Genomic DNA, 14,233 nt, shown 5'->3' with positions numbered 1-14,233 from the left:
TGGTGGATGACGTTCCTGTGCGGTGTGGGTGAGAGCAGGACGATGGGGCGAGGCACAACGAATCTCGAAAGATTGCGAATCCAACGAGTTGGGTTGCCTCGCAACAGCGCCTGACCCATCGCTTCAGAGCGCGCCCACCGGCGATTTCGCCAGCAGGTCGTCGACCTCGGCGCGGGTTGGGCAGGCAAAGGCGCCGCCGGGGCGGGTGCATTTCAGCGCCGCGGCGGCGGAGGCGAAACGCAGCGCGTGGGCGATGTCCTGGCCTTCGCCGAACGCCACGGTGAAGCCGCCGTGGAAGATGTCGCCGGCGCCGAGGGTGTCGACCGAGTGCACCGGAAACGCCGGGGTTTCGCGGAACTGCTTCTTGTCGTCGAGCCACAGCGTGCCCTTCGGGCCGCGGGTGACGGCGACGAACGCTTTGGTCAGCCGCGCCAGCTTCTTCAGCGCCTCTTCGTCGTCGTCCGTGCCGGCGGTGGCGTGCAGCGCCTCGGCCGAGCAGATCAGATGCGAGGCGGCGGTCAGCAGGCCCTCGTTCATCGCCATCGCGTTGTCGACGTCGACCACCACCGGAATGCCGCGCCGCGTCGCTTCGGCGCACAGCGGCGTGACGAAGCTGGAGCAGCGGCTTTCGGTCAGAATCGCGTCGCAGTCCTTCAGCAGCGCGTCGGCGTCGGGCAGCGTGACCCTCCACAGCCCCGGATCTCGGAAGGTGACGATGGTGCGCTCGCCGGTCGGGTCGACCAGCACGGCCGAAATCGGCGTCACCAGCCCCGGCATGTGGACGAGGTGGGTTGAGCCGATGCCTTCCTCGGCGAGCTTGTCGAAGATGAAGCGCGCAGCGGCCTCTTCGGCGTCGCCCATCGGCCCGCACATCTGCGCCTTGCCGCCGAGCCGGGCGATGCCGATCGAAGCATTGAGCGCGTTGCCGCCGCAGATCTCGCCGAACGCGCTCGCCGGCACCTTGTTGCCGCGGCCGGGCACCGCCTCCACTCGGAAGGTGAGGTCGCGCACCGGAATGCCGATGCACAAGATGCGCGGCGCGCGCTTGACCGTGTCGCTCATGAATTGTCCTCCAGCCAGCGGCCGAGCAGGTGGTGCGCGATCGCGAACGGATGCGGCCCTGCCAGCCCGTCCGGATGCGTGCGCTTCAACATCTGCGCGGCCTCGTCACGGGAAAACCATCGGGCGTCTTCCAGTTCCGTCCGATCGACGGTGATGGCCTCGCTGGTCGCGGTCGCGGTGCAGGCGATCATCAGCGACGACGGATATGGCCATGGCTGCGTCATGTAGTAGCGCACGTCCGTGCACAGAATGCCGGACTCTTCGACGATCTCGCGGCGGACCGCGTCCTCGATCGTCTCGGCCGCCTCGACAAAGCCGGCGAGGCACGAGTACATCCCGGGCGGAAACTGCTTCTGGCGGCCGAGCAGGCAGCGCTCGCCGTTCGTCACCAGCATGATCACCACAGGATCGGTGCGCGGGAAGTGCTCGGCCTTGCAGGACGGGCAATCACGCTTCCAGCCGCCTTGCGACATCGCGGTGCGGGTGCCGCAATTGGCGCAATAGCCGTGGCGCTGATGCCAGTTGACCAGCGATTTCGCCATTGCGATCGCCGAGAGCTGCTCGACCGGCAACAGGCCCTGCATTGCGAGCCCGCGCAGTTCGGCGAGGCCGGCATCAGGCCGGCCGGCGAGCTTGTCGGCGGCCGGGCCGCCGATCCCCATCCCGAACACCGCCGCGCCATCGCGCAGGCCGAGGAAGATCGTGCCGGGATTGGCGCCGAGCGCCAGCGCCTCCTTGATGGTCAGCTCGGCGCGCGGGCCGTCCGGCTCGTGCTTCACCAGCAGCGAATCGCGATGCACCACATAGGCGCGGGTGTCGCCGCGCTCCTCCATCGCCATCAGCTTGGCGTCGTTGCCGCGCAGATGCGCGGCGCGGTCGAGCACATGGGCGACGAAAGCGGGTTGGCCGAGCGGAAAGGAGGTGCTCATCGGCTCAGCTCAGCCAGATCTTGCGGCGGAGCAGATTGATGAACTGCTGCACCTCTTCGGCGTCGTGTGCCAGCGGCGGCATCACGCCCCACACCGGGCGCGGCCAGGCGACGTCGCTGGAGCGCCGCGCGATGATGTGAACGTGAAGCTGCGGCACCAGATTGCCGAGCGCCGCGATGTTGAGCTTGTCGCATTGGGTGACCTCCTTGAGGGCGCGGCTGACGCGGCTGATCTCGGTCATCAATTGCGCCTGCGCCACCTCGTCGAGGTCGATGATCTCGCTCGCGCCGGGCCGGCGCGGCACCAGCAGCAGCCAGGGATAATGCGCGTCCTTGATCACCAGCACCCGGCTGAGTGGCAGATCGCCGATGTTGATGGTGTCTTGTTCGAGCCGTGGGCTCAGCGACCAGTCGGAGGAGGACATTGCGGTTCCATCGGCCCGTTGTGGGAGCGTGGGCTCTTGTCTGTGGCGGGGACGGCGCACGGCCGCTCCGGAGTCATACCAAGCCGCCCGGACCGGCGGAAGCGCCTCCTAGCAGAAGGTCCAAGACGTGTCGAAGGGTCGGACCGGCGACTTGCATTCGGTCCGGTTTGGCGCCAAATAGGGACCGGGAGATTGGCGGTGGACGAGCCTCTCGCCAACCGGGTCAGGTCCGGAAGGAAGCAGCCCTAACGAGGTCTGGATCGGGTCGCTCGTCAGTCTCCTACCTCATTTTTCGGCCGTGCTGCCCTGGGCTTCGGGGCGCCGCGGCCGGACGAAGGTGGATCAGGATCGGCTGCTGCCGATCCGGTGCGATGGGTGTTCCGGGCCAGCCACATGATCCTGCCCCGTCGCCAGCGCCCCGCTCCCTTCCGCAAGCCCGCCCCACTGACGCAGCATTGCGGACCGACCGATGAGTGACACTGGCCTTTCCGCGACGCCGCCCGCTGCTCCCGAGCAGCCGGCAAGCTCCAGCGCGCCGGCCGGCGCCTATCGGGTGCTGGCGCGGAAATATCGCCCCAACAGCTTCGAGGATCTGATCGGCCAGGAAGCGGTGGTCCGCACCGTGTCCAACGCGTTTGATACGGGCCGGATTCCGCAGGCCTGGATTCTCACCGGCGTCCGCGGCGTCGGCAAGACCACCACCGCCCGCATCCTGGCGCGTGCGCTGAACTACGAATTGCCGGACGGTTCGGTGAAGGGACCGACCATCCACATGCCGGTGCACGGCGTGCACTGCAAGGCGATCATGGAAAGCCGGCACATGGACGTGCTGGAGATGGACGCCGCCTCGCACACCGGCGTCGACGACGTCCGCCAGATCAACGACAGCGTGCGCTACGCCCCGGCCTCGGCGCGCTACAAGGTCTACATCATCGACGAAGTCCACATGCTGTCGACGGCGGCGTTCAACGCCTTCCTGAAGACGCTGGAGGAGCCGCCGGAGCACGCCAAATTCGTGTTCGCCACCACCGAGATCCGGAAAGTGCCGGTGACGGTGCTGTCGCGCTGCCAGCGCTTCGACCTGCGCCGGGTCGAAGCCGACGTGCTGATGAACCATCTGTCGAACATCGCCCAGAAGGAAGGCGTCGAGGTCGAGCCGGAAGCGCTCGGCATCGTCGCCCGTGCCGCCGAAGGCTCGGTGCGCGATTCGCTGTCGCTGTTCGACCAGGCGATTGCGCATGCCGCGGGGGTGGTGCGGGCGGATGCCGTGCGGCAGATGCTCGGGCTGGCCGACCGGACGCGGGTGATCGAATTGTTCGATGCGCTGGCGCGCGGCGACATCGCAGCCGCGTTCGCCGAATTCCGCGACCAGTACGACACCGGGGCCGATCCGGTGGTGGTGCTGTCCGATCTTGCCGAATTCGTCAATTTCGTCACCCGCGTAAAGATCGTGCCGGCGATCGCCGACAACGTCGCGTTCGGCGAAACCGAGCGGGTGCGCGGCCGCGACTTCGCCGCCAAGCTGTCGATGCGGGTGCTGTCGCGGATGTGGCAGATGCTGCTGAAGGGCATCGCCGAGGTGCAGGGCGCGACCCGTCCGGCCGCGGCGGCCGAGATGGTGCTGGTGCGGATCGCCTATGCGGCCGATCTGCCGACTCCGGACGAAGCGCTGCGGATGCTGCAGCAAAGCGGCGGCGGCGATGCACCCTCGCTTCCGGGCGGTGGCGGCGCGCGGGGCGGTTCGTCCGCGCCGGTCGCCTCGGCCGCATCGTTGTCCGCTCCGAGCGCGTCGATGCCACGCAGCGCACCCAGCATGGGCGCGGCATCCATGAGCGCCGCATCGGCGCCGACGATGCTGCGCGGTGGTCTCGACAACGCGGCGCGCTCGCCGGTCAGCGCACCGGCGCCGGAGCCCGAACCGCCGGCGCTGAAGATCACCACATTTCCGCAGCTCGTCGCGCTGGCATCAGAGAAGCGGGACGTGATGACCCGCCTGGCGCTCGAAGCCGACGTGCGGCTGGTACGAATCGAGGACGGGCGGCTCGAGCTGGCGCTGGAGCCCACCGCGTCGCGCAGCTTGATCAACGAACTCGGCCGTAAGCTCGAGCAATGGACCGGGCGGCGCTGGACCGTGATCGTGTCCAACGAGCCTGGCCAGCCGACGCTGCGCCAGCAGAGCATGGCGCAACAGAACGAGCGCGAGCGTGCGGCGGAGAACGATCCGCGCGTGCAGGAAGTGTTGGCGCGGTTTCCCGGCGCCAAGCTGACGGTGCGGCGCCTCGCCTCCGAGCCGGTGGAGATCGAGTCTGATATGGACGATCCCTCCGAGCAAATCGACGACGACGATTAGCGATCTGAAAGGAAACCGATCATGGCTGATTTTCTCGGCATGATGAAACAGGCGGCCCAACTGCAGTCGAAGATGAAGGCGATGCAGGCCGAGCTCGACCAAATCGAGGTCGAGGGCCTGTCGGGCGGCGGCCTCGTGAAGGTGCGGATGAGCGCCAAGATGGAGGTGCGCGGCATCTCGATCGATCCGTCGCTGATCAAGGCCGACGAGCGCGAAGTCCTCGAAGATCTGCTGGTGGCGGCGCATGGCGACGCGCACCGCAAGGCCGAAGCCGCGATGCAGGAGAAGATGCAGGCGCTGACCGGCGGCCTCGGCCTGCCGCCTGGGCTCGGCCTGGGTTAGTCTTTCCGGCCTGCTCGATTCGCGGCAGACCGCCGCGCCTCGGCGGCGGCAACGCCGCCTCGTCGCGTCTGATCAATCCACCGAAGATGGAGTCCCGATGGCCGGTGCGGTCGCAGGCCCCGAGATCGAACGTTTGATTCAGTTGCTGGCGCGGCTCCCCGGATTGGGGCCGCGTTCGGCGCGGCGAGCTGCGCTGCACCTGATCAAGAAGCGCGACGCGCTGATGGCGCCGCTCGCCACCGCGCTGCAGGTCGCGATCGACAAGATCGAAGTCTGCAGCACCTGCGGCAACATCGACTCGCAAAATCCGTGCACGGTGTGCACCGATCCGCGCCGCGATTCCTCGATCATCGTGGTGGTGGCCGACGTCGCGGATTTGTGGGCGCTCGAACGCGCCTCCGCCACAAACGGCCGATACCACGTTCTCGGGGCGACGCTGTCACCGCTCGACGGTGTCGGCCCCGAGGATCTGACGATCGACAGCTTGGTGAAGCGGGCGCACGATCCCGGCGTCGCCGAGATTATTCTGGCGCTCAACGCCACCGTCGACGGCCAGACCACCGCACATTACGTCACCGACCTGTTGCAGGACGCCAATGTCAAAGTAACCCGGCTCGCGCACGGCGTGCCGGTCGGCGGTGAACTCGACTATCTCGACGAAGGAACGCTGTCGGCGGCGATGCGGCAGCGCACCTTGTTCTGACACAACCGGATTGGACCTGATGCCTCGACTCCGCTTCCCGCTCTCGACGATTGCTGCGCTCGCTCTGACGCTCGCTGCCTCCGCGGTGTCGGCGCAAGATTCAGCGCAGGCGGCGCTGCCGAAACCGACCACGCTGCGGGTGGGCGATATTCTCAACGGCGAACTGAACGCGCTGAAGACGCGGGCCAAGGGGACGAAGGGACCGGTGTATCAGCTCGTCAGCGATCCGCGCCGGCTGCCGGCGCCGTCCGGCCTCTGCAATCTCGAGAACGGCCCCGAGACCTTCCAGATCGTTCCGGCCGACGACGCTCAGGCAGCGCAGTTGAAGACCCATCGCGGCAAGCAGGTCGCGCTGAAGGTCGTCTCGGTCTCCTGCGCCAACGAGCCCGGGCAGATGAGCGAAGCGGTGGTGACCAAGTGGAGTCTGGTGAAGTAAGCGGCGTGCTGCCGCTGCGAGGAGCCGGCGCCGCCTCCAGCTACACTTTCACCGGGCCGAGCGCGGCGAAATGGCCGCGACGCTGCAACAAGGCCAGCAGCAACAGGCTGGGTGCCGCGACCACCACGCTGATCATGAAAAAAGCCGGCCAGCCGGTGGCTTGTGCCACGTAGCCGGCGCTCGCCGACAAATAAGTGCGGCCGACGGCGGCGAGCGCGGTGAGCAGCGCGTATTGGGTCGCGGTGTGCAGCGGATTCTGGCACAGCGCCGACAGATAGGCGACGAAGATCACGGTGCCGATCGCGCCCGTGAAGTTCTCGACCGAGATCGCCAGCGCCAGCGCCCATTGGTTGATCCCGACGGTCGACAGCCAGGCGAATGCCAAATTCGAAACCGCCTGCAGCACCGCGCCGATCCACAGGCTGGCGACCAGCGAGTAGCGCCGCGCCAGATAGCCGCCGGCGAATCCGCCGACCAGCGTCGCGATCAGGCCGACGCCTTTGACGATCGCCGCGTAGTCGTTGCGCGAATAGCCGAGATCGATCACGAACGGCGCCGTCATGGTGCCGGAGAACGCGTCGGTGAACTTGAACAGCACCACGAAGGCGAGGGCGGTGAGCGCGTCCTTGCGGGTGAGAAATTCGGTGAAGGCGCCGAGCGCCGCGTGGACCACCCGTTTGAATCCGCTTTCGCCGCTGGTCGCTGCTTCGGCGCGGCGCGACTGCTCCGGCTCGGTGGCGAACAGGGCGGTGACGGTGCCGATCAGCACCATCGCGGCCATCGTCAGATAGCCCCACATCCACGCCGTGCCGCGCGTCAGCCCGGTGCCCTCATAGGCGCTGACCAGGAACAGCAGGCCCGCGGTCGAGATCAGCATGCCGATCCGGTAGGCAGCCACGTAGGACGCCATGCCGGCGGCCTGTTCGTCTTCCGGCAGGCTCTCGACGCGGAAGGCATCGATGACGATGTCCTGAGTCGCCGAGGCGGCGGCGACCAGCAGCGCGCCGATCGCCACGAACAGCGGCGACTTCGCCGGATCGGTGAGCGCCAGCAGCAGGATCGTGGCGATCAGCAACAATTGCACGAACACCAGCCAGCCGCGCCGGCGCCCGAAGGCGCGGGTGAACAGCGGCAGGTGCAGCGCATCGACCAGCGGCGCCCAGATGAACTTCAGTGTGTAGGGGGTGCCGACCAGCGCGAACAACCCGATGGTGCCGAGATCGACGCCGGATTCCCGCATCCAAACGAGCAGCGTCGAGCCCGACAGCGCCAGCGGCAGCCCCGACGCGAAGCCGAGAAACAGCACCACCAGCACCCGCGGCTGCAAGTACACCGCCATCGCCTCGCGCCAGCTCGGCTTGGTGGGGGCGGTCGGCGCGCGTGAGGCGTTCGGTGGGGTGTCGGACGAGGTCATGGCGAAGGGGTAACAGATTCGACGGCGAGCGGGCATGCCGCCGGAGAGCCCGCGCTTTTGGATCATGGCCATCATGTCACTCGAAGCCGTGACCACGAACCAGACGTCATCGCCCGCGTAGACTGGCGATCTCGTACTCACCGCCCTGCGTGATGCAGCGAGAAGGTTGCGCGGGGGTGTCGCGGCAAGACTCGGTGGTGCTCTGGGATACTGGGTCGCCCGCCTACGCGGGCGATGACGGTGGGTTGCGTGGCGTTGCCTCAGCTCGGCGCGACTTCGTCGATCTTGAACGCGCGCGAGGTGAACAGGTCGGCGCGGTCCGGGGCGAGCGGCGCCTCGTGGCTCGATGCCGAGGTGTGTGCTTCGGCCGACGCCATCGGCGCGGCCGCCTCGGGCGCCGTAAAATCCAGTTCCTCGATCCGCGCAGCGCGGCGCTCGATCTTGTCGGCCGAGATCAGGATCTGGCGGACGTCGTCGGTGACCTGGCCGAAATGGGTCTGCAGCTTGGTGACGCGCTCGCGCAGCCGCGCCAGATCGTCGGACAGGCTGAGCACTTCGGTGCGGATCTGGTCGGCAGCATCCCGCATCCGCGCGTCTTTCAGGATCTGCTGCATCACCTGGATCGCCAGCATCAAGAGCGACGGCGACACCAGCACGACGCGGGCACGGTAGGCCTTCTGGATCACGTCGTCGAAACCGTCGTGGATCTCCGCATAGACCGACTCCGACGGCACGAACATCAGCGCGGTGTCCTGGGTCTCGCCGGGGATCAGGTATTTCGACGCGATGTCGTCGACATGGCGCATCACGTCGGTGCGCAGCCGCTGCGAGGCCGACTTTCTGTCCTCGTCGGTCCGCGCCTCGCGCAGCGCGGTGACTGCCTCCAGCGGGAATTTGGCGTCGATGCACAGCGGCGGCTGATCCGGCATCAGCACCACGCAATCCGGCCGCTTGCCGGTCGACAGCGTGTACTGGAACGCGAACGAGCCCTTCGGCAGCCCGTCCTGCACGATGGTTTCCATGCGCGCCTGGCCGAACGCGCCGCGCGCCTGCTTGTTGGCGAGCACGTCGCGCAGCGTCGTCACCTGATCGGTCAGTTCGGTGAGGTTGTCGTGGGCGCGGTCGATGATGCCGAGCCGCTCGTGCAGCGCCTGCAGGCTCTGCATGGTGTAACGGGTCGACTGTGTCAGCGACTGGCCGAAGCGGTGGGTGACGCTGTCGAGCCGTTCGCTCATCGCCCGGGCCATCTCGGCCTGACGGCCGGCGAGCGCCCTGCCCATCGCATCGACCCGGCCGTTGGCCTCGTGCTGCGCCCGCATCAACAGCGCCAGCCGCTGGTCGATCTCTGCACCCCGCCGCACGGCGCTGCCGCGGGCCACCAGCACGGCGATGATCGCAAGCAGCGCCAGAGCCACGGCCGCAAATGCAGCGCCCGCCATGCCGACGCTGACCGGGAGGTCGCCGAACCTGAACAGGATCTGATCCATCGCCGCCGGTGTCGCAGTTTGCACGCTCATGGGGAACGAAGATAGAACGTGGCGCTGAACAGACCTTTAAGCCCGGACGCGCCGAAAGTGGCACCCTCTCCGGTCGGTCCCGGATTGACCGCAACCGCGCCGCCGCTTAAATCGCCGCCATGGCCCTACGCGAAATCATCATTCTGCCCGACAAACGGCTGCGCGAGATCTCCAAGCCCGTCGCCGAGGTGACGACCGAGATCCGCAAGCTCGCCGACGACATGTTCGAGAGCATGTACGAGGCGCCCGGGATCGGACTGGCGGCGATTCAGATCGCCGAGCCGGTGCGGCTGATCACGATGGACATCGTTCGCAAGGAGGGTGACGGCAAAAGCGATCCGCGTGCCTTCATCAATCCTGAGATCGTCGGCGCGTCCGCTGAGATGAACGTCTATGAGGAAGGCTGCCTGTCGATCCCGGAATACTACGCCGAGGTCGAGCGCCCGAAGACGGTGCGGATCCGCTACACCGATCTCGACGGCAACGTGAAGGAAGAGGACGCCGACGGCCTGTTCGCGACCTGCATCCAGCACGAGATCGATCATCTCAACGGCGTGCTGTTCGTCGATCACCTGTCGAAGCTGAAACGCGCGATGGTGATCCGCAAGTTCGAGAAGGCCGCCAAGCGCGGTATCAAATACGTCTGAGCGCTCGGCAAGGTGACCGGCCGACGCGTTGCGGCCGCGCGGCCCACCGTCGGCCCAGACCTGCACGGGACCCTCACGTCATGCCTCTTCGCTTGGTTTTCATGGGCACGCCCGAGTTCGCGGTGCCGACGCTGCTGGCGCTGTCGGCCTATGGCCACGACATCGTCGCGGTCTACACCCGCGAGCCGAAGCCGGCCGGCCGCGGCATGAAGCTGCAGGAGACGCCGGTGGCGCTGGCCGCGCACCGGCTCGGCATCCCGGTGCTGACGCCGAAGACGCTGAAGACCGAGGATGCGCAGGCGGAGTTTCGCGCCCACGAGGCCGACGCCGCTGTTGTGGTGGCCTACGGCATGATTCTGCCGCAGCCGATTCTCGATGCTCCGCCGCTCGGCTGCTACAATCTTCACGGCTCGCTGCTGCCGCGCTGGCGAGGGGCCGCGCCGCTCAATCGCGCCATCATGGCGGGCGACGCGGAGTCCGGCGTGATGGTGATGAAGATGGATATCGGCCTCGACACCGGCGACGTCGCGATGGCCGAGCGGATCGCCATCACCGACGCGATGACCGTCACCGAGCTGCACGATGCGCTGGCGCGGCTCGGTGCCGATCTGATGGTGCGGGCGATGGCGGCGCTGGAGCGCGACCAGCTGCAGCTCACCAAGCAACCCGAAGACGGCGTCACCTACGCGGCCAAGATCGACAAGGCCGAGGCGAAGATCGATTTTGCCCAGCCGGCGCGGGCGGTGCTGCGCCACATTCACGGCCTGTCGCCGTTTCCGGGCGCGTGGTGCGAACTGCCGATCGAAGGTCAGCCGGTTCGGATCAAGGTGCTGCGCTGCGCGCTCGCCGAGGGGCGTGGCACGCCGGGCGAACTGATCGGCGACGATCTCACGATTGCTTGCGGCGACGGCGCGATCCGGATCGCGCAATTGCAGCGCGCCGGCAAGCAGCCGATGACCGCCGAGGACTTCCTGCGCGGCACGCCGATCGCGAAGGGCGTGCGGGTGGTTGGCTGAGCCTATTGCACAGCGTCATGCGCGGGCTTGACCCGCGCATCCATCCTCGAAACAAATCTCTCTTGAACGATGGATTGCCGGGTCAAGCCCGGCAATGACACCAAATAGGGTCATGCCCCGCTACAAACTCACCATCGAATATGACGGCGCACCGTTTTGCGGCTGGCAGTTGCAGCCGAAGCTTCCGTCGGTGCAGGGCGCGCTGGAGGCCGCGGCACTGGCGACCTGCGGTGAGGTCGTGCGGGTGCATGGCGCTGGTCGTACCGATGCCGGGGTCCATGCTCTGGGGCAAGTCGCGCATGTCGATATCGCCAAACCGTTCCGCGCCGACAAGCTCCGAGACGCGCTGAACGCCCATCTGCGTCCCAACCCGGTTGCTGTGCTGGCGGCCGAAATTGTGCCGGACACGTTCGAAGCGCGGTTCTCGGCGGTGAGGCGGCATTATCGCTACCGCATCGCCAACCGCCGCTCCAATCTGGCGCTCGATATCGGCAAGGTGTGGCGGGTGCCGAAACCGCTCGACACCGATGCGATGCACCGGGCCGCGCAGGTGTTGATCGGCAAGCACGATTTCACGACGTTTCGCGACACCGAGTGCCAGGCCGCCTCGCCGGAGAAGACGCTCGACGTGCTCGATGTGATCCGCAACGGCGACGCGGTCGATATCGTCACCAATGCCCGCTCTTACCTGCACAGCCAGGTCCGCTCGATGGTCGGCTCGCTGGTGTGGGTCGGCGAAGGCCGCTGGACCGCCGACGATCTCGCCGCTGCACTCGCCGCACGCAAACGTTCCGCCTGCGGCCCGGTCGCGCCGCCGGAGGGGCTGTATCTGATGCAGGTGGATTACTGAGTACGAAGGGGCACGAACATCTCGTTCGTCATTCCGGGGCGCGCGTAGCGCGAACCCGGAATCCCGATGTTGTAGCGAATGCAGCAGTGCCCTGAACCTCGGGATTCCGGGTTCGCGAGCTGTGCTCGCACCCCGGAATGACAGTGTAGTTGTTACTTGAAATATCTCTCCAGCACGCCGCGATAGATCGCGGTCAGCTTGTCGAGGTCGCTGACCGGCGTGCGTTCGTCGATCTGGTGCATGGTCTGGCCGACCAGGCCAAACTCGACCACCGGGCAATATTTGGCGATGAAGCGCGCGTCGGAGGTGCCGCCGCCGGTGTTGAGGTCGGGCGTGCGGCCGGTCACCTCCGCGATCGACGCCGAGACGAGATCGGTGAAGGCGCCGGGCTTGGTGACGAACACGTCGGCGTTCGACGGCAGCCACTCGATCCGGGCGCGGATGCGGTTGCCGCAGGCGGCCGCGAGCCGCTGTTCGACCAGCGCCTTCAGCGTGTCCTGGGTGTGGTGATCGTTGAAGCGGATGTTGAACTTGGCGCGTGCCTGCGCCGGGATCACGTTGGTGGCGGCGTTACCGACATCGACCGAGGTGAATTCCAGATTCGACGGCTGAAACTGTGTCGAGCCATGGTCGAGCGGCTCGTCGTTCAGCGCGGTGATCAGCCTGGCGATATCCGGCACCGGATTGGCGGCGCGGTGCGGGTAGGCGACGTGGCCCTGTGTGCCATCGACGATCAGCACGCCGGATTGCGAGCCGCGGCGGCCGATCTTGATGGTGTCGCCGATCGCCTCGACATTGCTCGGCTCGCCGACGATGCAGTGATCGAATTGCTCGCCGCGCTCTGCCGCCCATTGCAGCAGCTTGACGGTGCCGTTGACGGCGACGTCTTCCTCGTCGCCGGTGATCAGGAACGAGATCGACCCGTTGGGCCGGCCGCCGTGCGACGCCAGATAGTCCAGCGTCGCCGCGACCGCGCAGGCGATGCCGCCCTTCATGTCGACCGCGCCGCGGCCGTACAGCAGACCATCCGCGACGTCGCCGGCGAAGGCGCCGTGCGTCCAAGCGCTCGCTTCGCCCGGCGGCACCACATCGGTGTGGCCGGCGAAGCAGAGATGCGGCGCGGCATCGCCGATCCGGGCGTAGAGATTGTCGATGTCGGCGGTGCCGGCTTCGGAGAAGGTGACGCGATGCACGTCGAAGCCGGCGCCCTTCAGCAGCGCTTCCAGCACGCCGAGCGCGCCGGCGTCGGCCGGCGTCACCGACGGGCAGCGCAGCAGGTCACGCGCGATGTCGAGCGCGGTCGCGGTCACGGTTCGCTCAGTCCCGCAGCAATTCGTTGATCGAGGTCTTGGAGCGGGTGCGCTCGTCGACGCGCTTGACGATCACCGCGCAGGCGGTGGCCGGGCCGGGCGCGCCGTTCTTCATCGGCTTGCCGGGCAGGGTGCCGGGCACCAGCACGGCATATTCCGGCACTTCGCCGATGAAGACCTCGCCGGTTTCGCGGTCGACGATCTTGGTCGAGGCGCCGAGGAAGACGCCCATCGCCAGCACCGCGCCCTTGCGGACGATCACGCCCTCGGCGACTTCCGAGCGGGCGCCGATGAAGCAGTCGTCCTCGATGATCACCGGGCCGGCCTGTAGCGGCTCGAGCACGCCGCCGATGCCGGCGCCGCCGGAGATGTGAACGCGCTTGCCGATCTGGGCACAGGAGCCGACCGTGGCCCAGGTGTCCACCATGGTGCCTTCATCGACGTAGGCGCCGAGATTGACGAACGACGGCATCAGCACCGCGTTCTTGGCGATAAAGGCGGAGCGGCGCACGATCGCGCCCGGCACCGCGCGGAAGCCGGCTTCGCGAAAACGGTTCTCGCCCCAGCCCGCGAACTTCGACGGCACCTTGTCCCACCAATTGGCGCCGCCGGGGCCGCCTTCGATCACGCCCATGTCGTTGAGCCGGAACGACAGCAGCACCGCCTTCTTCAGCCACTGATTGACCGTCCAGGCGCCGGAGGCGTCGCGCTGCGCCACCCGCACCTTGCCGTCGTCGAGCAGATCGAGCGCGTCTTCCACCGCCTGGCGAATCTCGCCCCCGGTCTTGGCGCTGATCGTGTCCCGCGCGTCAAAAGCGGTATTGATGGCGGATTCAAGAGCGGTGAGCGGCATCGAGAGGTCCTTGGGAAGCGGATTTCGGGAGAGTTTTGCGGAGTGTTGTCCGGATTCGCCGCAGCGGAGTCAAGGCGCCGCCGCGTCCCCCCACGTCGTCGTCCGGCTCGTCCTGGCGATCCAGTATCCCAGGGCGGCGGATGGAAGATCGCGAGCGCTCTGCGATACTGGGCCGCCCGCCTGCGCGGGCGATGACGATTGGGGATGTGGCGACGCCAACTTCCATTCTCCCACGTCGTCGCCCGGCTTGTCCCTACGACATTCACACATCTGCTTTGTCTGTTGCGGGCGGCAGCTTTCTCTGACTCGATATCGGTCGCGGACGAGGAGGAGCAGATGGATGTTGGTTTGGGACGGTTCGGTGACCGGCGCCTGGAAAA

The 14,233-nt window shown here is 67.2% G+C and carries 14 protein-coding genes and 1 other RNA gene; 8 read left to right on the top strand and 7 right to left on the bottom strand.

Features of this window, described 5'->3' with window-relative positions:
- Window positions 1-123: 123 nt before the first annotated feature.
- Genes DY468_RS20405 through DY468_RS20395 form a run of 3 tightly spaced genes read right to left on the bottom strand, consistent with a single transcriptional unit; the run spans window position 124 to window position 2,415 of the window.
- The gene (locus tag DY468_RS20405; RefSeq protein ID WP_164606798.1) at window positions 124-1,062 is read right to left on the bottom strand and encodes a sugar kinase; all 939 of its coding nucleotides are present in this window, start codon (window positions 1,060-1,062) and stop codon (window positions 124-126) included.
- Window positions 1,059-1,991, bottom strand: coding sequence for an NAD(+) diphosphatase (gene nudC / locus DY468_RS20400; RefSeq protein WP_164606796.1), 933 nt, complete (start codon window positions 1,989-1,991; stop codon window positions 1,059-1,061). The genes DY468_RS20405 and nudC overlap by 4 nt, the downstream gene beginning before the upstream one ends.
- Before the next feature lie 4 nt (window positions 1,992-1,995).
- Window positions 1,996-2,415 (bottom strand): HIT domain-containing protein, encoded by a 420-nt coding sequence (locus DY468_RS20395; RefSeq protein WP_164606794.1) that lies wholly within the window; start codon window positions 2,413-2,415, stop codon window positions 1,996-1,998.
- 187 nt (window positions 2,416-2,602) lie between these two features.
- Between DY468_RS20395 and ffs the strand changes: the two genes are divergently transcribed.
- From ffs to DY468_RS20370, 5 genes are all read left to right on the top strand, one after another.
- An RNA gene (gene ffs, locus DY468_RS20390) (signal recognition particle sRNA small type) lies at window positions 2,603-2,699 on the top strand.
- A 185-nt stretch (window positions 2,700-2,884) separates the two neighbouring features.
- The gene (locus DY468_RS20385; protein WP_164606792.1) at window positions 2,885-4,765 is read left to right on the top strand and encodes a DNA polymerase III subunit gamma/tau; all 1,881 of its coding nucleotides are present in this window, start codon (window positions 2,885-2,887) and stop codon (window positions 4,763-4,765) included.
- A 21-nt stretch (window positions 4,766-4,786) separates the two neighbouring features.
- Complete coding sequence (locus tag DY468_RS20380; RefSeq protein WP_012494280.1) at window positions 4,787-5,107, top strand: YbaB/EbfC family nucleoid-associated protein; 321 nt, start codon at window positions 4,787-4,789, stop codon at window positions 5,105-5,107.
- Between the two features lie 97 nt (window positions 5,108-5,204).
- Window positions 5,205-5,810 (top strand): recombination mediator RecR, encoded by a 606-nt coding sequence (gene recR, locus DY468_RS20375; RefSeq protein WP_164606790.1) that lies wholly within the window; start codon window positions 5,205-5,207, stop codon window positions 5,808-5,810.
- A 19-nt stretch (window positions 5,811-5,829) separates the two neighbouring features.
- On the top strand, window positions 5,830-6,246 hold the full coding sequence (locus DY468_RS20370) for a hypothetical protein (protein ID WP_164606788.1): 417 nt from the start codon (window positions 5,830-5,832) through the stop codon (window positions 6,244-6,246).
- 40 nt (window positions 6,247-6,286) lie between these two features.
- On the opposite strand, the gene DY468_RS20365 is transcribed toward DY468_RS20370, so the two are convergent.
- Together DY468_RS20365 and DY468_RS20360 are read right to left on the bottom strand one after the other, a co-directional pair.
- On the bottom strand, window positions 6,287-7,660 hold the full coding sequence (locus DY468_RS20365; protein ID WP_164606833.1) for an AmpG family muropeptide MFS transporter: 1,374 nt from the start codon (window positions 7,658-7,660) through the stop codon (window positions 6,287-6,289).
- 260 nt (window positions 7,661-7,920) lie between these two features.
- On the bottom strand, window positions 7,921-9,147 hold the full coding sequence (locus DY468_RS20360) for a DNA recombination protein RmuC (protein ID WP_164606831.1): 1,227 nt from the start codon (window positions 9,145-9,147) through the stop codon (window positions 7,921-7,923).
- Between the two features lie 149 nt (window positions 9,148-9,296).
- Here DY468_RS20360 and def point away from each other — a divergent pair, with 149 nt between their 5' ends.
- The 3 genes from def to truA all read left to right on the top strand — a co-directional run bounded on the left by def (window position 9,297) and on the right by truA (window position 11,690).
- A complete protein-coding gene (def, locus tag DY468_RS20355) occupies window positions 9,297-9,824 on the top strand; it encodes a peptide deformylase (RefSeq protein ID WP_164606786.1) in 528 nt (175 codons plus the stop codon).
- 80 nt (window positions 9,825-9,904) lie between these two features.
- Entirely contained in the window at window positions 9,905-10,840 is a 936-nt protein-coding gene (fmt, locus tag DY468_RS20350) for a methionyl-tRNA formyltransferase (protein WP_164606784.1), read from the top strand.
- Window positions 10,841-10,952: 112 nt separating this feature from the next.
- The gene (gene truA / locus DY468_RS20345; protein ID WP_164606782.1) at window positions 10,953-11,690 is read left to right on the top strand and encodes a tRNA pseudouridine(38-40) synthase TruA; all 738 of its coding nucleotides are present in this window, start codon (window positions 10,953-10,955) and stop codon (window positions 11,688-11,690) included.
- Window positions 11,691-11,842: 152 nt separating this feature from the next.
- On the opposite strand, the gene dapE is transcribed toward truA, so the two are convergent.
- Complete coding sequence (gene dapE / locus DY468_RS20340) at window positions 11,843-13,000, bottom strand: succinyl-diaminopimelate desuccinylase (protein WP_164606780.1); 1,158 nt, start codon at window positions 12,998-13,000, stop codon at window positions 11,843-11,845.
- A 7-nt stretch (window positions 13,001-13,007) separates the two neighbouring features.
- Window positions 13,008-13,853 (bottom strand): 2,3,4,5-tetrahydropyridine-2,6-dicarboxylate N-succinyltransferase, encoded by an 846-nt coding sequence (gene dapD, locus DY468_RS20335; RefSeq protein ID WP_164606779.1) that lies wholly within the window; start codon window positions 13,851-13,853, stop codon window positions 13,008-13,010.
- Window positions 13,854-14,233 lie beyond the last annotated feature (380 nt).

The organism is Rhodopseudomonas sp. BR0M22 (genome assembly GCF_010907035.1).
In the GTDB taxonomy this organism is placed as follows: Bacteria; Pseudomonadota; Alphaproteobacteria; order Rhizobiales; family Xanthobacteraceae; genus Rhodopseudomonas.
The sequence above is the reverse complement of the archived record's forward strand: the minus strand, read 5'-3'. Positions and strand labels throughout refer to the sequence as shown.